Here is a 17,631-nt window from a genome sequence, read left to right as displayed (position 1 = left end):
GTGTAAAGATAGACAGTTTTACCATTTAGAATTAGTCCTAAGGACTAATTCTAAATGGATAATTATAAGCGTGTCAAGTATTAAGCTGATTTCTAAAATACTATTGGTATTGACATCTATTTAAATTAACTGTATATGTCCTTAGGACATATACAGTTAATATCAAGATGGAAATAACCACTGCACTCACCCTAGAAATTGGCCGACTGCGTCAGCCCATTGTCACCAGCTATCAATTGGGCTGTCTGATTTTTAAGCTGTATCAAACCAAAACCTATCAAGGCGAAAAACTGGCGCGACTGCAAAAAGACTTACCAGAACGTCTGGAATATAAACGTGTGGTTAATACGCTGCTGGGCAACGGTGTCTTACAACACAGTAAAGAATTATCAAATCAGGAAATTTATACCGTTCTGGGCCAGGATGCGGCGGCAGAAGATATTGTCTGCTGCATTGATCCTTTTTGTTACATTTCCCATCTCAGCGCGATGGTTTATCACGGCCTGACCGAACGCTTACCGAAAATGCTGTTTATTACCACCCTGCCTCATCCACAATGGGGGCAATTGGCTATACAGCGTATGCAAAAAGACCTAGGCGAAACAGCTGTAACACTTTATCAGGAGGCGGCATTAACTAGCTTACACCGCCTGAAAATAAACAAAATTCAACGTAAGACGATTAATGTTTACACCACACTGCACTGCGACCCCGGCTCTTATCTGATCGTGCAAGGACGAATAATGCGGGTTGCCACCATCGGTCGCACTTTTCTGGATATGCTGCGGGAACCGGAATTATGCGGCGGGATTTATCATGTACTGGAAATTTACGCCGCCCATGCACAGCGCTATTTGCGCCTGATTATCGATGTGATTAACCGGCACGGTACTAAAATTGATAAAGTTCGCGCCGGCTATATTCTGGATGAGCGCCTGGGTTTACTGCATCCTATTATTGACTCATGGCTGGAGTTTGCTCAACGCGGCGGGTCGCGCAAGCTATTGGCAAATGCGCCTTACAGTTCGCGATTCTCGGAGAAATGGTGTTTATCGATTAATATTGAAGAAGAGGAGGTTTGATTGCAAAAATTTGACATCAAGGACTGGGTCAAGCAAAACGACAATTACCGTCCATTCCGACAGGCTGTGCATATCATTCTTACTGCCATAGCCGGAACTCCCTAGCTACAAACCAGCATGATCATGAAAGGTGGCATTCTTTTGGCGCTGGGTTATAGCAGCCCACGATATACCAAGGATATCGACTTTTCAACCGCAACCAAGCGACCGGATTTTGATCTGGCAGAATTTCGGCGCCAACTGGAAACCAGCCTGATCGAAACTGTTGAAAATCTGAATTATGGGCTTGATTGCCGGGTACAAAGCTGCGCTCAGAATCCCAAAGGCGAAGATGCCAGCTTTCCCACCATTCAGGTCAGTATCGGCTATGCCTACAAAGGCACCCCCGGACATAAATCTCTGACTGCGGGACGGGCTAACAGCACCATCCGGCTTGACTACAGCTTAAATGAGCCAGTAGCAGAAACTGAATGCTTTGAACTGGAAGCGGGCCAGATTATTCGCACTTATAGTTTAGTGGAAATGGTCGCGGAAAAATTTCGCGCTTTACTGCAACAGGAAGTACGCAATCGAATTAGACGGCAGGATATTTATGATTTGTATTATGTGTTGAACGATTATCCCTTGCGCGATGACCTTAATATTCAGGCGCAGATTTTAAAACGGCTACATGAAAAATCCCGTATACGGGATTTAGCAGTGCATCCTGACGCCATGTCTAATCCAGAAATCCGCCGCCGCTCGGAAACAGAATACCTTAAGCTGGCCCCGGAAATTGAAGGCGATTTGCCGCCATTTGATCGAGTTTACCAAATGGTGGAAGGTTTTTATCGCGGCTTGCCTTGGTGAATAGTGGGTTACAGCCGGCCAAACATCCAGTGCCGCCGAGAAAATATGGGATGGTTTACGCTTAAAGATTGAAAAATAACGGTATAGCCTTTTGGCAGAGGCAAGAATCAAGACCTGACCCTATTGCCATAATGATTGACACAAAAATAAAAAATGATATATTTAATATATCATTTTCCGTTTTATGGAGTGCGCCATGACGACTGGAGCAAAACAAGACCAATTACTATTTCGTTTTCGTCAGACAGACACATTAACCGGTGTTAGTCGATCAACAACAAAAAAAATAGCTGAATCCCTTGGTTTTACTGGGGAGACACAGGTTATTCATTATGCGTTGCAAAAGCTGGCAAAAGAAGTGTTACCCAGTTATGAAGCAGATGATGGTGAATTAACTGAAGCTCAATTAACAGCAATTCGTAAAGCAGTGCCGCAAGACCAAACAAAAATGGTTAAGGCTAGCTTGTTCTGAAGAATGGGTAAGCACTGGTGGCCAGCTCCAGAAGTTGGCGAAATAGTATGGTGCCATTTTCCAGAAAACAAAGGAATTGAGCCTGGCCCAAAACCAAGACCGGCATTGGTTATTACCGTCTATGATGATAAAGACCATCATTTTTCAGTCAGAGTCATTTACGGAACTAGCCAAAAAACCGATCAATTACGTTCAGGCGAATTTCTCATTTCTAAAAGCGATGTCTCTGCTTACAAGGCGGCTGGCTTAAGTTATTCGACAAAGTTTAATTTTAATAGCGCTGTTAATTTGCCGTATTGCAGTGATTGGTTTGGCGTGCCACCAGGTGCGCCAAATGGCCAAACACCAAAACTAGGTGTACTTCACTCAAATCTAATGCGCCGAGTGACAGCGGCCTATGATGCCACGCAAGAACCTGGTGAATAATCAAAATATTTTATCATTTGATAAAATACTCAATAACTCATTAAATAACCTATCTTTGGCGTAGCACCAGTGCTTTTTGCTGCTTCCATTTCGGAACTGATTTTATCCTATCTTTGCCGTCGCAGCCATTTTGCCACCCAAACCAACCAGGTCTACAATCCCCTTCTTTTCCCCTGCCGCCCATTTTGTTTACTTTTTAAAGTAAAAGAAATCTATTGGGTGTCTGAAGGCAAAGCCGAAGACTCATATCATACTGAAAAGCTTTAAATTTTAGATTGGTTTTTTTCTTCAAGCCCCCTTGAAGGGTTCATGAAAGGTACTTGAAGATAAGGTTAAACCAGTTCCTTGTTCGCTACAAAAAAGATAGCTTATAGTCGCTTACAAGGCATTGTCGGTCAAAAATCAAGCCCGACAGTCACAGTAGCTTGCTACATCCAGGATAGGATAAAATAAGTAAGATCAAAGCTTGTGGCCAGATCTTTAATTTTGCCAAATTACCTCACTTATCGCTTCACATTTACTATGCGACTAACCCGTGAATAGTGCAAACCAAAATAATCTCCAATTTCCTTCAGGGTATATGTCCCGCTGGCATAGGCCTGAACAATTGCCGAATCCCGTCCATTGGCTTTACTGATTTCTGCAAGCTGTTTGGCTGGCGGGCGGCGCTGGGCATAAGGAATGTCTGTTAAGGATTGGTGATTGGATTTGCTGAGCAAATCAGCTACAAATTCCTCAGAACCCAAAAATACCTGATTGCGTAAGCTATCCCACAGCTTAGGCTGGTTTTTACCTTCTGCAACAAAACCGGCATATCGCGGTAATGCCGAACTGCGCTGGGGGGAAAATGCAGAAAGCAGCCAATCTGTGTTCAGCCAGTCCGGGACATTACAAAGTCCTGCACTGGCCCGATAACTGCTCCAGGGCCATTCGACAGCGTTGTTGACCATGTGCGCCCTAACCGGATTAAGCACTATATAGCGCGCCACTTCCAATAGGTGAGCATCTTTCTGAATGATGATGGCTTTATAGCGGCCCTGAAAAACATGACCAACCCGTTGGTGAATACGATTGAAGCGTTGAGTATAAACGCCATTTAATTGCCGCATGCCCTTGGCCAGATTAGCATCCGGAGTTTCTATTAATAAATGGTAGTGATTATCCATCAAACAATAAGCATGGACAGCCCAGTTGTGCTTTGCTACCACATTAGCCAATAATTCCAGGAATATTAATCTATCAGATTCGTTCAGATAAATGGTTTCCTGACCATCTCCCCGAGAAGTCACATGATATAAGCCGCCGGCAAATTCTATTCTTAATGGTCTGGACATGGTTTAATGCTATCAGGATTTTAGCAAAAGACAAGACCTGACCCCGCCGGTTCAGACCCCGCCGGTTCAGGGTTTGCCAACGACGTGTTGGTGATTGATACAACATAAGCCAAGATACCGGATCTTTTCTCAAAGGCAAAAGTCAAGACCACTAAGTGCTGTTTACGCTACCAAATCATTTTTTAGAAGTAGAATGATCATTAAAGCGGAACTTACCTCTTGACGACGTACATACAAATGCACATACTAAACCAATGAAAGCATACAATGTCGATGGCTTTGACTTGGATGAAGGCAATTTTCAGAAATGCCAAAAGTATGGTTTGTCTATTGCTGATATAGAATCAGTTTTTCAGGGGCATGTATCGGTTTTCCCTGACCCGGCTCATTCTTATACGGAACAGCGATTTATTGGCATAGGTAAAACCCATCAAAACCGTTTAGCTTTTATCGCATTTACGGTGCGTCACCAAAATAACTCTTCCGTCATACGCCCCATCAGCGCACGATATATGCACCAGAAGGAAATTGACCACTATGAACAAGCCCTTACCAAAATTTGACACCGATGAAGCAGCTGAAGCCTTCATTGAACACGCCGATTTAACAGAGTACGATTTAACTGGCTTGAGCCAAATGCAATTTGAATTCCAGCCTAAAAGCCGTAGCGTCACCATGCGTTTACCCGAACAGCTTTATACTGCAATTAAAGACAAAGCAACTAAATCCGGAATACCTTATCAGCGATTAATCAGGAAAATTTTGGAGGATGCTGTAGTTTCGCACAAATAGACACTGCTATAAAGATGATTACTGATGGGCGGCAAACAATACTGTAATTTCATGAATTTTCAGGCAGAACATAAAACCCAAAATAATAAAGCAACAACATTGTCTGGCTTTGGCCCAAAAAGTACCCAGGCTTTGGTGTCAATCGGCATTTATTCGCTTGATGAACTGAAAACTCATGATGTGTACGATGTTTATCGGCAACTTAAAGAACAAGTACCTGGGACAAGTTTGAATTTCATGTATGCTCTAGTTGCCGCAATCGAAGGGCTTGATTGGCGGGAGATTCAAAAGTTACGCCGAACAGATATATTACTTCGACTTGATGAGTTGGGGCTTGCGCCGAAATGAAGCCATCAGTTTTAATTTTAAAAACTGAAAAATAATGATCTAATCTTTTGGCAAAGGCAAAAATCAAGACCTGACCCTGGAAATTGACCCTGGAAATTCGACCCCGAATTCTGTTAGGGTAATTCGCGGCAAAACAGGCCGTAAAAAAGGCTTGAAAAATAGTTGGCAATTTCCGTAACCGGGTTAATACCCGTTCGGCTTCGACACCGCTGGCCTAGGCACTGGAAAAGGTTAAAGACTCCCAATAGTTGGAGACTAAGCGCCGCTGACTTTTCCGGCATCGGTAGCGATTGTTTTTGTGCCGGCCACCGGCAGTTATGGTTCGGCTATTCCCGGCACCAGTCTGGCACTGGCGACGGCTCAGCTTAAACGGCAATTGCTCAGCAATAGCCAGTATATTAAATCGATTATCGTGGTACCTGAAGAAGACTTGCGCGGTAAGATTTCGCTGGAGCGTATCCGCAGTTTATATAATGGGGATATTGCCTTTCTGCTGAGTTATATGCTGGATCAAAGAACTGCGCGGTGGGTTTCCGAACTTGGCGGCACTGGGTTTAAAAACTGCAGTGAACATGACTTTGGCCTAGTTTTTCAGCTATGCATTTAATAAGCCCACGCCGCTGGCAGAAGTGTTGGCAACCAGCAATTCTTCTCCAGCTCCGGCTAGCAATGACTATTGGCAAAAGGTGGATGCTTATAAAAAAACCGATGGCGGTGCCTGGGGGTTAGGTGGGTCGAAGTCCGCATTGCCAAGCAGGTTACCAACGCTTTGGTTAACAAGGAAAGTGCAAACAGATTTAAGAAGCTGTAATCTTTAAAACTATGCACACCCTATTCTGATCAGGTAAGGCAGCAATTAAGTTTTGGTGGCTTGCCTGGCGGCGAAGCCACCCTACATGGTTGTTGGGGGACATTGACTGGTTTTGTTTGAGGTGAGGGGATTGTTGAATTGGGCTAGCCTTGATTTGATTAAGGCTGTGCTGCGAATTCCTCGATTCCACTACGTTGCATCGAGGCTACGGGTCGCGATGAGGTAGGCTGTGGTTAACCTGTTGCGTAGGGTGTTTTTGCGATGGCTAGACACTTAAACACCCGCGAAGTTTTGGTGGCTTGCCTGGCGGCGAAGCCACCCTACTGTTTTTTGCTATTTTAGCTGGATATTGACGATGGAAATGCAACAAATTCGCTATTTTCTGGCGGTGTGTGATAAGGGTTCGTTTACGCGGGCGGCGCAATCGGCTTATGTGGCGCAACCTTCGTTGACTCAGGCCATCAAGAAGCTGGAAGAGGAGCTGGGCGGGGAGTTGTTTAGCCGCGAACGCAGTGGTTGCCGGCTGACGGCGTTGGGACGGTTGATTGAACCGACGCTGCGGGAAATTTTTCGTGAGGCGCAGTCCATTAAGGCTGAGGCGATACGCTTTAATCGGTTGAATACGGTGCCGTTGCGGATTGGGGTGATGACCACGATAGCTGCTCAGCATTTGAGCCCGTTTTTTGCCGATTTTCAGCAATCACGCCCGCATGTGGAACTGGAAGTGATTGTGGACAGCGAAGTTAATTTGTTAAAACTGCTGGATGACAATCAGTTGGATGTGGTGATCAGTGCGCCGCTCTCTCTGCCTTCCGGCCATTACCAGTCCTTGAAACTATATGAAGAGCGTTATGTGGTGGTGTTTAATGACAAGCATCGCTTTAATCAGTTGGCGGAAGTTGATCTGGCCACCATTCAGGCCGAGCCGTATCTGGATCGTTTGAATTGTGAATTGCGCGAAACGTTGCGCGGCGTTTGCCTGGGCAGACAGATCAATTTGTATGCTGCTTATCGGAGTAATAGCGAGGAATGGATATTAAGCATGGTGCAGGCCGGTATTGGGGTGGCTTTGATTCCGGAGTTTACTGTTCCCAAGCAGGCCGACCGGCTGATGTTTCGTTATTTGTCCGATCCGGACATTCGGCGTACGGTTTATGCCATTTACCCTGCCAGCACGGATAATCCGGAAGTGCTTAAGGTGCTGGAAAGTTTGCGCCTGGGTTTTTAGGCCATGGCTAAATATTTTTTCCGGGACAAGTCTTTCAACACGTTTTTGTAACTTCTGTATAATCGCCGCCTGAGTTGGCCGAACAGCCGCCGTTTTATTTTTTAATAAAAGGGAGGAAAGTCCGGGCTCCATAGGGCAGGGTGCCAGGTAATGCCTGGGAGGCGTGAGCCTACGGAAAGTGCCGCAGAAAATATACCGCCTGGTTTTTCGAAACCCGGTAAGGGTGAAATGGTGCGGTAAGAGCGCACCGCGCGACTGGTAACAGGCGTGGCAGGGAAAACCCCACCCGGAGCAAGATCAAATAGAGGAGCATACGCGTGGCCCGCGCGGCTCCTGGGTAGATTGCTTGAGCGGCAAGGTGACTTGCCGCCTAGATGAATGGCTGTTCTCGACAGAACCCGGCTTACAGGCCAACTCACTTCTTTTTGCCATCCTTAATGCGGCCAGATGATGACAGCAAAGTCCGACGAATTTTACGCTATAGCCGACCAGCTGATTGCAGCCGGACGCTTTATCGACAGTAAAGGCTGGGTGCCGGCCACCAGCGGCAATTTTTCGGCTCGGCTTAGCGATGGCACGATTGCTATAACCGTTTCCGGCCGTCACAAGGGCTGTTTGCAGCGTGAGGACATCATGCTGATCGACAGCAGCGGTCAGTCCCTGGACGGCAAAAAACCTTCAGCAGAAACCTTGCTGCATACAGCACTTTACCAGCGTTTTCCAGACGTGCAGGCGGTATTGCATCCACACTCCATTAATGCCACACTAGCCGCCCGGCTGTTCCCAGACCAGTTAGTGCTGGAAAATTACGAATTGCTGAAAGCGTTGCAGGGTATCACTACCCACGAAACCCGGATTGTGGTGCCCGTTTTTGCTAATGATCAGGATATTGCCCGCTTAAGCCGTCAGGTTGAAGCCTATCTGGATCAGCATAGTGGTGTTTATGCCTATATTATTGCCAGCCACGGTTTTTATACCTGGGGGGCATCGGTGACGGATACCCTGAGACATCTGGAAGCGCTGGAATTTTTATTTGATTGCGAAATACGATTACACGGGAAGGTATAGATATGAGCGCATTAAGCATTTATCCGGCTGATCAGCCACAAGCAGGCATTACGACACGCGAGTTTGCCGACATCAGCGCCCAATTGGCCGAGATAGGCGTGCAGTTTGAACGCTGGCAGGCGGCTTATGAATTTGGCGCTGATGCCGATGGCCAAACTGTGCTGGATGCTTATCAGGATTCGGTTAACCATCTTAAACAAAGTTACGGCTTTCAGTCGGTAGACGTGATTAGCCTGACTGCCGATCACCCCAATAAGGATCAGTTGCGCCAAAAGTTTTTGGCTGAACACACTCACGATGATTTTGAGGTGCGGTTTTTTGTGGACGGCAAAGGCCTGTTTTTTCTGCATGTAGCCGATAAGGTGTATGCGGTGCTGTGTGAACAGGGCGATTTGATCAGCGTGCCGGCCAATACCACCCACTGGTTTGATATGGGCGCAGAACCCAATTTTAAATGTATTCGCCTGTTCACCACCGAAGACGGCTGGGTGGCCAATTTTACCGGCAGCACTATTGCCGCTAGCTTCCCTACCCTGGATGCTTATTTAGCCGATTTATGATTAAAGCGATAGTGACGGATATTGAAGGAACGACTTCTTCATTGTCTTTTGTTAAGGATGTACTGTTTCCTTATGCCCGCCGGCATTTGCCGGATTTTATCCGCCAGTATGGTGCTGAGCCAGCCGTGGCTGAATTACTGGCTGATGCCCGCGGCCTGATTGGCTCTGCGGTGAATGATGAACAATTGATTGATCAGTTTATCGCCTGGATAGACAGCGATCAGAAGATTACCCCGCTTAAATCGCTGCAAGGCCTGATCTGGGCGCACGGTTATAGCCAGGGCGATTTTAAAGGTCATATTTATGCCGATGCGGCTGGGCAATTGCAGGCTTTTCACGCCCAGGGCTACCGGCTTTATGTGTATTCTTCCGGTTCGGTGTATGCCCAAAAATTATTGTTTGGTCATACTGAGTACGGTGATTTAACACCGCTGTTTTCCGGTTATTTTGATACCCACATTGGCGCCAAACAGGAAATCGGCTCTTATCAACGCATTGCCGAGCAGCTGCAATTGGCCCCTGACGAAATTCTGTTTTTATCGGATATCCTGGCCGAGCTGGATGCCGCTGCCCAGGCCGGCTTTCAAACTTATTGGCTGGTGCGTGAGCAAAACGCTAAATTGGCCGGCCCTCACCGCCAAATCGGCAGTTTTGACCAAATTCAGTTGTAAGCACTTGCCGGCATGAAAATCGCCATTCTTTCCCGCGACAGTACGCTGTATTCCAGCATTCGTTTGGTCGAGGCTGCCCAGGCCCGTGGTCATGAAGCCAGAGTGCTGGATCCCACCCATTGTTATATGAATATCACATCCAGAAACCCGTCTATCCATTATCAGGGTGAAAATCTGCTGGGATATGATGCGGTGATTCCCCGGATTGGTGCTTCCATCACTTTTTATGGTACGGCAGTGTTGCGTCAGTTTGAGATGATGAATATTTTTGCGCTGAATAATTCTGCCGCTATCAGCCGTTCACGCGACAAACTGGCTTCCAGTCAGTTGCTGGCCCGCAAGGGTATCGATTTACCGATTACGGCTTTTGCCCACAATCCCGACAATATTGAAGACTTGATCGAGGAAGTGGGCGGCGCACCGCTGGTGATCAAGCTGGTGGAGGGTTCGCAAGGCATAGGCGTCGTGCTGGCTGAGACGCATAATGCTGCACATAGTGTGATTCAGGCGTTTATGGGTTTAAATGCCAATATTATGGTGCAGGAATTTATTCAGGAAGCTGCCGGCAGTGATATCCGCTGTTTTGTGGTGGGTGACAAGGTGGTGGCGGCAATGAAGCGCCAGGGCCGCGAGGGTGAGTTTCGTTCCAATCTGCATCGCGGCGGTACGGCGACCCAGGTGCGGTTAAGCCCGCAAGAACGCGCCACTGCGGTGAGTGCGGCTAAAGTGATGGGCTTGAATGTGTGCGGGGTGGATTTGCTGCGTTCCAAACGCGGGCCGCTGGTGATGGAAGTCAATTCTTCACCTGGCCTGGAAGGCATAGAAAAAGCCTGTGACAAGGATATTGCCGGGCTGATGATTGAATATATCGAAAAAAATCTGAATAAGCAGAAAGGTTCCGGCTAAGCCGTAACCCCAGGATCGCTATTTTTTCTCTACAGTGACAAACGCCAGCTTGGTGATGCCGACATGCTGGACTGTGGCCATGACTTCTGCCACTTTGCCGTAACTGACGGCGTTATCGGCATAGACATGGATGGCGATTTCCGGATTTTGGCTAAATTCGTTTTTTAAGGTGGTTTCCAACTGGGTTAAATCCGGCACCGGATTTTTATTCAGGGTAATTACGCCTTGGGCATCAATGCCAATCTGAAACGGCTGCTTCTGGTTATCCGGGTTGGTCGAGGTGGTTTTGGGTAACGCCACATTGACCGACTGGGTTAATAGCGGAGCGGTTACCAGTAAGATAATCACCAGTACCAGCATTACGTCGACTAGCGGCGTGACATTAATCTCGCTTACCGCCTCATCGTCTTCTGAATTTGTTTTAAATCCCATCCACTTTCTCCTTGTCGTTGCCAAAGGCAATATGTAAAAAGCCGTCTACAAAATTTTCCAGCGCGGCACGCTGTTGTTTGGCGCGGCGCAGGAAAAAGTTATAGGCCAGAACCGCTGGAACCGCTACTGCAATACCGATGGCGGTGGCTATCAGGGCGTCACCTATCGGCCCGGCCACTACGTCCAGACTGGCTGAACCGGTTTCGCTGATATGGTGCATGGCGTGCATGATGCCCACTACGGTGCCGAATAAGCCGACAAACGGTGCGGTGCTGCCGATGCTGGCCAGCATGGTCAAGCCACTTTCCATGCTGCGTTGTTCATCCTGAGTTTGCTTGCGCAGGGTCTGTTCCAGTAAATCTTGCGGTGTGCCTTTAAATTTGAGGCTGCCGGCAGTGTTGGGGTCGCGTAATTCGGTCAGCCAGCGAAATCCGCAGGAGGCAATGCGGGCTTTGGGGCCGCGTACGGTTTCTACCGGTAAGTGGGCGGCAGCGGTTAAATCTTTGGCTTCCCAGAAGGCGGTGCTGTATTGTTTGTTATATATCTTATTTTTTGTAAACTGCCAAATTTTAAAAAATATCAAAGTCCACGTTATCAGCGAAAACGCCAGTAAGGTGTATAAAGTTGCATCTATGACAAGATCATGGGCGGCAAAGGATGGCATTCATCTCTCCTGGTTTTAATCACTCAAGCTAAAAACGATGGGTATCAGTGCCCAGTCATCCACGGCGGTATCACCGTGTTTGGCAGGCACAAATTTCCAAGTTTTAACAGTTTCAACGGCAGCATCATCCAGTATTTCATGACCGCTGCTGCGTTCAATTTCAACCTTGGCGCTGATGCCGGCGGCTGATATTAATACCCGTAACATTACCTTGCCTTGCCAGCCACGGCTTTTGGCCACCATAGGATAAACAGGCTTGGGATTATTAAGATAATCCGCCCGGTAATTTGCTTCGGTATATTGTTCGGTTTTGACGCTGGGAGCGGCACTGGCTTCCGCAGCGGGACTGGTTTGCGCCTGACTCGGCGCAGCTTCTGCGGCTGCCGGTTGCGGCTCTGCCACGTTCTGGGCAGGTGCCGGTGTTGGTTCCGGTGTTTTTTTGACGACAGGGTTTACTTTCTTGACGACAGGTTTAACTTCGGGTTTTTTGGGTTCGGGCTTTTTTTCCGGCGGCGTTACAGCGGCTGGGGCGGAACTGGGCTGGGGTGCGGACACTGATACCATTGATACCTGCATCACTGTCTGAGCTGGGGTTAGTTTTTGGCTTGCCGGTGTCAGCAACCAGCTAATAAAGCCAATATGCAATACCAGTACCAGCACGAATATCAACACCAGCATATTGCCGGGACGCGCTTCGGCAGAGAGTGCCGGCCAGGACAAATTCAAAAACATGGTAAACGTTTTCCGACCTTGGCAGAAACGGCTATTGCGCAGGCTGACAAAAAACGCCTCCATTATCCGCAAGGCCATATTTAACCGATAACATAAACAAGAAATTTTCAAATAATCTGGATGGACTATTGTAATAGATATGTCAGTTCAAGTCAGCTTTGTGATGAAAATTTCTGAATTCTTCATATTTTCGCTTAAGCAATCGGCTTTGTGGCGAACAGGTGACGATAAAATTTTAACAGCTTTTATATATGGCATAATTTGGCTTCTGTCAGCTCTATTGGATCACTATTTACATGTCCCAAAAGCAAAACGGTTACTCCAGAGAACAATTAATGGCTTTGTCATTAGGCGCTATTGGCGTGGTATTCGGCGATATCGGCACCAGTCCGCTCTATGCTGTAAAAGAGGTTTTTCACGATGGCTTGGCTATCAATGCCGAACATGTAATTGGCGTGTTATCACTGATTTTCTGGTCTTTGACCTTGGTGGTGACAACTAAATACGCCATTTTCATCATGCGGGCCGACAATAAGGGTGAAGGCGGCATTATGGCTTTGATGGCTTTGGCCTTACATGGTTCCCACCATGATCCTAAAAAAAAGTTTTTTATTGTCACGCTGGGTTTATTAGGCGCCTCGCTGTTTTACGGTGACAGTATCATTACTCCGGCCATTTCAGTATTAAGTGCCGTGGAAGGTCTGCAAATCATGGCTCCCAGTCTGGATCGCTATATTTTGCCGATCACGATATCGGTATTGAGCATCCTGTTTATTATGCAAGCCAAAGGTACCGGTAAGGTTGGCCGCATTTTTTCGCCGGTCATGCTGTTCTGGTTTGCCACGCTGGCGGTTTTGGGGGTAATTAATATTGTTAAAGCTCCGCAGGTATTGCTGGCGGTGAATCCGCTGTATGGCGTGCAAATGCTCTTCGAGCTGGGCTGGAAAGGCTTTGTGATTATGGGGGCTGTGGTGCTGGCAATTACCGGTGCTGAAGCTTTGTATGCGGATATGGGCCATTTTGGCCTGAAACCAATCCGTTATGCCTGGTTTGGCTTTGTTTTTCCGGCCTTATTATTAAATTATTTTGGGCAGGGCGCTTTATTGATCACTAATCCGGCGGCGATTGAAAATCCTTTTTATCTGTTGGCGCCGGACTGGGCTTTATATCCTTTGCTGATTTTGTCTACTCTGGCTACGGTAATCGCTTCGCAGGCGGTAATTTCCGGGGCGTTTTCCATTACCCGTCAGGCCATTTTGCTGGGTTATTGTCCACGCATGAATATTCGCCACACTTCCGGTGATGAAATGGGCCAAATCTATATCCCGGCAGTAAATTGGCTGCTGATGGTGGTGGTTTTTATTCTGGTATTAAGTTTTAAATCGTCATCGGCACTGGCTTCGGCCTACGGTATAGCGGTAACCGGTACTATGATGACCACCACGATACTGGCGTTTATTGTGATTCAGGAATTATGGCAATGGAACAAGATCACCAGTATCAGCTTTTTATCATTTTTCTTGTTGATTGATTTGTCGTTTCTGGCCCCTAATTGCCTGAAAATCACCAGTGGCGGCTGGCTGCCGCTGGTGGTGGGTGCGGTGCTGTTTACCACCATGAAAATCTGGATCAAGGGCCGGGAGTTGTTAAGCAAATATCTGGATGAAAAACGTGTACTGTTTGAAGAACTTGAGGAAAAGCTGCAAGGCGTGCCGCTGGCTTCGGTTAAAGGTACGGCCATTTATCTGGCCAGAAGCATACACGGGGTACCGCTGGTGTTATTGCAAAATCTGGAACATAACCATGTGCTGCATGAAAAAATCATCGTGCTGACCATCGTCACCAAGGAAGAACCTTATGTGGATGAGGCGCACCGCGTTAAGGTACGATCTTTCGGCAAGAACCGCAATTTCTATCGGGTGAAATTGTATTTCGGCTTTCAGGAAGAACAGGATGTGCGCCGCGCTCTGCAATTGTGCAGCAACGAAGGTTTGATTATTGATCAGAAAACCGTGTCTTTCTTTGTGGGCAGCGAAAGGCTGTCGTTCCGGCGGCTGAGTCCGATGCCGAAATGGGGCCGGCCACTGTTTAAGTTTTTAATTCATAATTCGGCCAGCGCCATTGAATATTTCAAGATTCCGGTGGAACGGGTTTTGGAGCTGGGGATACGTATCGAACTGTAAAACAGCGCTTTTACTCAGCTCCCAGCGGCCGCCGGGAGCTGAGCTCAGGCCGTTTGCCGGGCTTAAGCCCCTAACACAAAATCTGCGGGTTCGGCGATCACCGGATTGCTTAAGCTACCGATGCCGGCGATATCGATACGTACTGTCTGACCGGGTTTTAAATAGCCGCGCGGTTTCATTTTTACCCCTACCCCGCTTGGGGTACCGGTGGTGATCACATCACCCGGCTCTAGGGTCATGGCCTGACTTAGATAGGCGACCATTTCATAGCAATTGAACAACATTTCCCCGGTATTGGCATTCTGACGCAATTCTTCGTCTACCCAGGTTTGCAGTTGCAAATTATGCGGATCGGTAATTTCATCTGCTGTCACCAGCCAGGGGCCTAATGGGCCGTGGCTGTCAAAGGATTTACCTAGCGTCCAGGTCGGCGAACGATGCTGCCAATCACGCACGGTAACGTCATTACAGATGGTATAGCCGGCAATCACCTGATGAGCATTTTCCAGCGCTACATTCCGGCAGCGTTTGCCAATCACAAAGGCCAGTTCGCCTTCATAATCCACTTTATCCGAAACGGCTGGGCAATGGATAGGCGCACCAATACCAATAACACAGCTGCTTTGTTTGGTAAAAAACGTCGGGTATTCGGGTCTATCCCGACCGGTTTCTTCGATATGATCGGCATAATTTAAACCGATGCCCAAAAACTTGCCGGGGCGCAGTATCGGTGCCAGCAAGCTTACTTCGGCCAGGGGAATACGCTGTTCACCAGTATCAATCAGGGCCTGTAAAGCCGTCAAACCGGCCTGTCCACTGCTCAAAAAACTGATCATATCGGTACCGGCCTCGATATTTCCGGTCGCAACGACTACGCTTTCTCCGCTGACAGCGCCTATTTGGGTAATCCGGTTATGAGTAAAGGTAATCAGCTTCATCTTTGGTGGTTTTGGGTGGCAAAAACCGGCTATTTTAGCTTAAGGCTGTACTGCTGCTCAGTTAATTTGCTGGTAAATTTTGCCAAAAAATGGCTTTTTTTAGCGGTTTTCAGGCCTAAAAAACCAGGCAAAAATTAGAAGTTTGTTTGTAATCAGCCCCTTAGCCAAAAAAATTTTTTCGGCGCTTCAAAGCCGACAAACCCCCGAATTCTCTGGCCTGCGGCGGAATTTTTAAGCCTGTTGACTTTATTACAAATCCGTGCTAGCCGGCATTTTTTGCTTGCCATCATAGATTTTGTGGGTTAACCTGAAAACTCATCAGCCATAACATTGACGAAATGAAGGGGGTAAATGATGAGAATTAACAGATGGTTAGCTAAAACAATGCTTTCGGTTACGCTGGCATTGTTTTGCACTACCGGTCTGACAAAAGCCGCTGAATTTAATGCTTTTGATGATCAAATTGGTATTGCTTCTTATTTTAACGATAAATTTCATGGACACCGAACCGCAAGCGGTGAACGCTATGACAAACACGACCTGACAGCAGCACATGCGACCTTACCGTTTGGTACAGTTATACATGTTGTAAACTTGAAAAACAATCAAAGTGTCGATGTCCGTATTAATTCCCGGGCACACCGTTCAAACAGACGCTTACTGGATTTATCCAAACAGGCAGCCAAAGAACTGGGCTTCCTGCAAGCCGGTATTGCCAAGGTCAAAATCACTGTTGTAAGTTTAGGCGAAGCCTAAAATCTCTTGATTTTCAGCATCAAATGGTTTGCTATCCCTGCTTGGGCCGGGAAGTTGGTTATGCTTTGCCGGACAAACCAGTTTATGCCGAAAATCAGGCCAGCTTGGCAGCTTTTGCCAGGCGTTGGCTTTTTGGCAACCGCGTTAACATAGATTAAAGCCACCAACCAGAGTTTATAGCCTGTGATAGACTGGAACACCACTTATGCAGCCATCTGGCGTCAACGCCAGCAGTATTTGCGCCCGGTTAAACAACTGGATGAGCTGAGTCTTGCCCAGCTAATCGGCATAGATCAGCAAAAGCAGCAGTTGATTGACAATACCGAACGCTTTATCAGCGGATTACCGGCCAATAATGCTTTGTTGTGGGGTGCGCGTGGCACCGGCAAGTCATCGTTGATCAAAGGCCTGTTAAACGCCTACAAACATTTGGGCTTACGGGTGGTGCAACTGGACAAGGAGGATTTGATCTTTCTGCCGGAAATTGTTGATGAACTGCGCGAACTGCCGCAACGCTTTATCATCTATTGCGATGATCTGTCATTTGAAACCGGTGAGGTGTTATACAAGCCGCTGAAAAGCATACTGGAGGGTTCTATTGAGCCGCCGCCGCAAAATGTGCTGTTTTATGCCACATCGAATCGCCGCCACTTGCAACCTGAGCATATGCGCGACAATCTGGACACTAAGCTGATTGATGGTGAAGTACATTATGCTGATACCATAGAAGAAAAAATCTCGCTTTCCGACCGGTTTGGCTTACGCCTGGCATTTTATCCGCCCCACAGCGATACTTACCTGAACATTGTTGACCATTATTTCAGTGACTATCAGGGGGACCGGGAGCAACTGCACCGTGCTGCTTTGGCATTTGCCCATCAAAATGCGGCAAAAAATGGTCGTAGCGCTAAACAGTTTTATAATAGCTATACCGAGACACGGCAGTCGGTTTGATTCGGCAAAGCAGCAGTTGAAATGTTGAAGTTACAAAGCTATCAGTAAATCATTTAGTATCAGGCTGCCGACCGACTGACTGTTTGCATTTACCCTGAGTAATAATTTCCCTATGGACACCTCCGAAAAACAAGCATTAACCGAAATTTACGCGCAGCTACTGGGGACCGGTGGCTCAACTGCCACCGATTTTGAAGATGCCACCATAACCGAACTGAAAACCGCCATCCTTGAACACTTTCAACCCAGACACATGGAAGAGCTGTTTAAAGAGGCGTTTAGCCGCGGCATCAATTACGCCCTGTATCAGCAAAAACAGAGTGACAAAGCTCTGGCCGCCGAAGATTTTTTTGGTGAGCACGGTTTTATCACTGAGCAGATAGACTGGGATGAAGTCATGTTGGACTGGTAAGCATAATGCTGCC

22 protein-coding genes and 1 other RNA gene are annotated in these 17,631 nt (G+C 47.3%); 18 read left to right on the top strand and 5 right to left on the bottom strand.

Translation table 11 applies throughout. The annotated features are described in order from the left end of the window. Window positions 1–167 precede the first annotated feature (167 nt). The 4 genes from KEF85_RS16570 to KEF85_RS16555 all read left to right on the top strand — a co-directional run bounded on the left by KEF85_RS16570 (window position 168) and on the right by KEF85_RS16555 (window position 2,829). On the top strand, window positions 168–1,082 hold the full coding sequence (locus KEF85_RS16570) for a type IV toxin-antitoxin system AbiEi family antitoxin domain-containing protein (protein WP_215582392.1): 915 nt from the start codon (window positions 168–170) through the stop codon (window positions 1,080–1,082). A 123-nt stretch (window positions 1,083–1,205) separates the two neighbouring features. Further along, on the top strand, window positions 1,206–1,931 hold the full coding sequence (locus KEF85_RS16565; RefSeq protein ID WP_215582390.1) for a nucleotidyl transferase AbiEii/AbiGii toxin family protein: 726 nt from the start codon (window positions 1,206–1,208) through the stop codon (window positions 1,929–1,931). 196 nt (window positions 1,932–2,127) lie between these two features. Next, on the top strand, window positions 2,128–2,403 hold the full coding sequence (locus tag KEF85_RS16560) for a hypothetical protein (protein WP_215582388.1): 276 nt from the start codon (window positions 2,128–2,130) through the stop codon (window positions 2,401–2,403). Window positions 2,404–2,406: 3 nt separating this feature from the next. Further along, on the top strand, window positions 2,407–2,829 hold the full coding sequence (locus KEF85_RS16555) for a type II toxin-antitoxin system PemK/MazF family toxin (RefSeq protein ID WP_215582385.1): 423 nt from the start codon (window positions 2,407–2,409) through the stop codon (window positions 2,827–2,829). Between the two features lie 503 nt (window positions 2,830–3,332). Here KEF85_RS16555 and KEF85_RS16550 read toward each other — a convergent pair. After that, on the bottom strand, window positions 3,333–4,163 hold the full coding sequence (locus KEF85_RS16550) for an REP-associated tyrosine transposase (RefSeq protein WP_215582384.1): 831 nt from the start codon (window positions 4,161–4,163) through the stop codon (window positions 3,333–3,335). 254 nt (window positions 4,164–4,417) lie between these two features. Between KEF85_RS16550 and KEF85_RS16545 the strand changes: the two genes are divergently transcribed. From KEF85_RS16545 to rimK, 10 genes are all read left to right on the top strand, one after another. After that, on the top strand, window positions 4,418–4,726 hold the full coding sequence (locus KEF85_RS16545; RefSeq protein ID WP_215582383.1) for a BrnT family toxin: 309 nt from the start codon (window positions 4,418–4,420) through the stop codon (window positions 4,724–4,726). Further along, window positions 4,701–4,955, top strand: a complete 255-nt coding sequence (locus tag KEF85_RS16540) for a CopG family antitoxin (RefSeq protein WP_215582382.1) — start codon at window positions 4,701–4,703, stop codon at window positions 4,953–4,955. The genes KEF85_RS16545 and KEF85_RS16540 overlap by 26 nt, the downstream gene beginning before the upstream one ends. A gap of 24 nt (window positions 4,956–4,979) precedes the next feature. Beyond that, window positions 4,980–5,303 carry a TfoX/Sxy family DNA transformation protein gene (locus KEF85_RS16535; protein ID WP_215582381.1) on the top strand — a complete coding sequence of 108 codons (324 nt, stop codon included), beginning with the start codon at window positions 4,980–4,982 and terminating at the stop codon, window positions 5,301–5,303. Between the two features lie 298 nt (window positions 5,304–5,601). Further along, window positions 5,602–5,910 (top strand): hypothetical protein, encoded by a 309-nt coding sequence (locus tag KEF85_RS16530; RefSeq protein ID WP_215582380.1) that lies wholly within the window; start codon window positions 5,602–5,604, stop codon window positions 5,908–5,910. Window positions 5,911–6,469: 559 nt separating this feature from the next. Next, window positions 6,470–7,342 carry a LysR family transcriptional regulator gene (locus KEF85_RS16525; RefSeq protein WP_215582378.1) on the top strand — a complete coding sequence of 291 codons (873 nt, stop codon included), beginning with the start codon at window positions 6,470–6,472 and terminating at the stop codon, window positions 7,340–7,342. A 70-nt stretch (window positions 7,343–7,412) separates the two neighbouring features. Further along, an RNA gene (rnpB, locus tag KEF85_RS16520) (RNase P RNA component class A) lies at window positions 7,413–7,764 on the top strand. A gap of 28 nt (window positions 7,765–7,792) precedes the next feature. Next, complete coding sequence (locus KEF85_RS16515; RefSeq protein ID WP_215585232.1) at window positions 7,793–8,410, top strand: methylthioribulose 1-phosphate dehydratase; 618 nt, start codon at window positions 7,793–7,795, stop codon at window positions 8,408–8,410. A gap of 2 nt (window positions 8,411–8,412) precedes the next feature. Continuing rightward, the gene (locus tag KEF85_RS16510) at window positions 8,413–8,970 is read left to right on the top strand and encodes a 1,2-dihydroxy-3-keto-5-methylthiopentene dioxygenase (protein ID WP_215582375.1); all 558 of its coding nucleotides are present in this window, start codon (window positions 8,413–8,415) and stop codon (window positions 8,968–8,970) included. Then, entirely contained in the window at window positions 8,967–9,641 is a 675-nt protein-coding gene (gene mtnC, locus KEF85_RS16505; protein WP_215582373.1) for an acireductone synthase, read from the top strand. The genes KEF85_RS16510 and mtnC overlap by 4 nt, the downstream gene beginning before the upstream one ends. A 12-nt stretch (window positions 9,642–9,653) precedes the next feature. Then, on the top strand, window positions 9,654–10,547 hold the full coding sequence (gene rimK / locus KEF85_RS16500) for a 30S ribosomal protein S6--L-glutamate ligase (protein ID WP_215582371.1): 894 nt from the start codon (window positions 9,654–9,656) through the stop codon (window positions 10,545–10,547). Between the two features lie 18 nt (window positions 10,548–10,565). On the opposite strand, the gene KEF85_RS16495 is transcribed toward rimK, so the two are convergent. From KEF85_RS16495 to KEF85_RS16485, 3 genes are read right to left on the bottom strand one after another with little or no spacing between them, the layout of a single operon-like run. Further along, window positions 10,566–10,979: an ExbD/TolR family protein gene (locus tag KEF85_RS16495; RefSeq protein ID WP_215582369.1), complete on the bottom strand. Its 414-nt coding sequence runs from the start codon at window positions 10,977–10,979 to the stop codon at window positions 10,566–10,568. Continuing rightward, complete coding sequence (locus tag KEF85_RS16490) at window positions 10,969–11,643, bottom strand: MotA/TolQ/ExbB proton channel family protein (RefSeq protein ID WP_215582367.1); 675 nt, start codon at window positions 11,641–11,643, stop codon at window positions 10,969–10,971. Before KEF85_RS16490 ends, KEF85_RS16495 begins: the two co-directional genes overlap by 11 nt. A gap of 15 nt (window positions 11,644–11,658) precedes the next feature. Then, complete coding sequence (locus KEF85_RS16485; protein ID WP_246534994.1) at window positions 11,659–12,453, bottom strand: energy transducer TonB; 795 nt, start codon at window positions 12,451–12,453, stop codon at window positions 11,659–11,661. A gap of 218 nt (window positions 12,454–12,671) precedes the next feature. On the opposite strand from KEF85_RS16485, the gene KEF85_RS16480 reads away from it, so the two are divergent. Further along, entirely contained in the window at window positions 12,672–14,558 is a 1,887-nt protein-coding gene (locus KEF85_RS16480; protein WP_215582366.1) for a potassium transporter Kup, read from the top strand. Between the two features lie 62 nt (window positions 14,559–14,620). On the opposite strand, the gene KEF85_RS16475 is transcribed toward KEF85_RS16480, so the two are convergent. Continuing rightward, window positions 14,621–15,496, bottom strand: coding sequence for a fumarylacetoacetate hydrolase family protein (locus KEF85_RS16475; RefSeq protein ID WP_215582365.1), 876 nt, complete (start codon window positions 15,494–15,496; stop codon window positions 14,621–14,623). A 384-nt stretch (window positions 15,497–15,880) separates the two neighbouring features. Between KEF85_RS16475 and KEF85_RS16470 the strand changes: the two genes are divergently transcribed. The 3 genes from KEF85_RS16470 (at window position 15,881) to KEF85_RS16460 (ending at window position 17,618) form a co-directional block, all read left to right on the top strand. Continuing rightward, window positions 15,881–16,252, top strand: coding sequence for a septal ring lytic transglycosylase RlpA family protein (locus KEF85_RS16470; RefSeq protein WP_246534993.1), 372 nt, complete (start codon window positions 15,881–15,883; stop codon window positions 16,250–16,252). 183 nt (window positions 16,253–16,435) lie between these two features. Continuing rightward, window positions 16,436–17,206, top strand: a complete 771-nt coding sequence (locus KEF85_RS16465; RefSeq protein WP_215582364.1) for an ATP-binding protein — start codon at window positions 16,436–16,438, stop codon at window positions 17,204–17,206. 112 nt (window positions 17,207–17,318) lie between these two features. Then, on the top strand, window positions 17,319–17,618 hold the full coding sequence (locus KEF85_RS16460; protein WP_215582363.1) for a hypothetical protein: 300 nt from the start codon (window positions 17,319–17,321) through the stop codon (window positions 17,616–17,618). Window positions 17,619–17,631 lie beyond the last annotated feature (13 nt).

It is taken from the genome of Methylomonas paludis, from assembly GCF_018734325.1.
GTDB lineage: Bacteria > Pseudomonadota > Gammaproteobacteria > Methylococcales > Methylomonadaceae > Methylomonas > Methylomonas paludis.
This window is presented reverse-complemented; position numbering and strand designations above follow the sequence as displayed.

Excerpts from the sequence above, each read along its gene's own strand:
- KEF85_RS16540 (WP_215582382.1), top strand. The coding sequence starts at position 4,701 with ATGAACAAGCCCTTACCAAAATTTGACACCGATGAAGCAGCTGAAGCC.
- KEF85_RS16460 (WP_215582363.1), top strand. The coding sequence starts at position 17,319 with ATGGACACCTCCGAAAAACAAGCATTAACCGAAATTTACGCGCAGCTA.
- KEF85_RS16545 (WP_215582383.1), top strand. The coding sequence starts at position 4,418 with ATGAAAGCATACAATGTCGATGGCTTTGACTTGGATGAAGGCAATTTT.
- KEF85_RS16535 (WP_215582381.1), top strand. The coding sequence starts at position 4,980 with ATGGGCGGCAAACAATACTGTAATTTCATGAATTTTCAGGCAGAACAT.
- KEF85_RS16525 (WP_215582378.1), top strand. The coding sequence starts at position 6,470 with ATGGAAATGCAACAAATTCGCTATTTTCTGGCGGTGTGTGATAAGGGT.
- KEF85_RS16480 (WP_215582366.1), top strand. The coding sequence starts at position 12,672 with ATGTCCCAAAAGCAAAACGGTTACTCCAGAGAACAATTAATGGCTTTG.
- KEF85_RS16485 (WP_246534994.1), bottom strand. The coding sequence starts at position 12,453 with ATGGCCTTGCGGATAATGGAGGCGTTTTTTGTCAGCCTGCGCAATAGC.
- KEF85_RS16560 (WP_215582388.1), top strand. The coding sequence starts at position 2,128 with ATGACGACTGGAGCAAAACAAGACCAATTACTATTTCGTTTTCGTCAG.
- KEF85_RS16550 (WP_215582384.1), bottom strand. The coding sequence starts at position 4,163 with ATGTCCAGACCATTAAGAATAGAATTTGCCGGCGGCTTATATCATGTG.
- KEF85_RS16570 (WP_215582392.1), top strand. The coding sequence starts at position 168 with ATGGAAATAACCACTGCACTCACCCTAGAAATTGGCCGACTGCGTCAG.
- KEF85_RS16495 (WP_215582369.1), bottom strand. The coding sequence starts at position 10,979 with ATGGGATTTAAAACAAATTCAGAAGACGATGAGGCGGTAAGCGAGATT.
- KEF85_RS16565 (WP_215582390.1), top strand. The coding sequence starts at position 1,206 with ATGAAAGGTGGCATTCTTTTGGCGCTGGGTTATAGCAGCCCACGATAT.
- KEF85_RS16555 (WP_215582385.1), top strand. The coding sequence starts at position 2,407 with ATGGGTAAGCACTGGTGGCCAGCTCCAGAAGTTGGCGAAATAGTATGG.
- KEF85_RS16510 (WP_215582375.1), top strand. The coding sequence starts at position 8,413 with ATGAGCGCATTAAGCATTTATCCGGCTGATCAGCCACAAGCAGGCATT.
- KEF85_RS16475 (WP_215582365.1), bottom strand. The coding sequence starts at position 15,496 with ATGAAGCTGATTACCTTTACTCATAACCGGATTACCCAAATAGGCGCT.
- rimK (WP_215582371.1), top strand. The coding sequence starts at position 9,654 with ATGAAAATCGCCATTCTTTCCCGCGACAGTACGCTGTATTCCAGCATT.
- KEF85_RS16470 (WP_246534993.1), top strand. The coding sequence starts at position 15,881 with ATGCTTTCGGTTACGCTGGCATTGTTTTGCACTACCGGTCTGACAAAA.
- KEF85_RS16515 (WP_215585232.1), top strand. The coding sequence starts at position 7,793 with ATGACAGCAAAGTCCGACGAATTTTACGCTATAGCCGACCAGCTGATT.
- mtnC (WP_215582373.1), top strand. The coding sequence starts at position 8,967 with ATGATTAAAGCGATAGTGACGGATATTGAAGGAACGACTTCTTCATTG.
- KEF85_RS16490 (WP_215582367.1), bottom strand. The coding sequence starts at position 11,643 with ATGCCATCCTTTGCCGCCCATGATCTTGTCATAGATGCAACTTTATAC.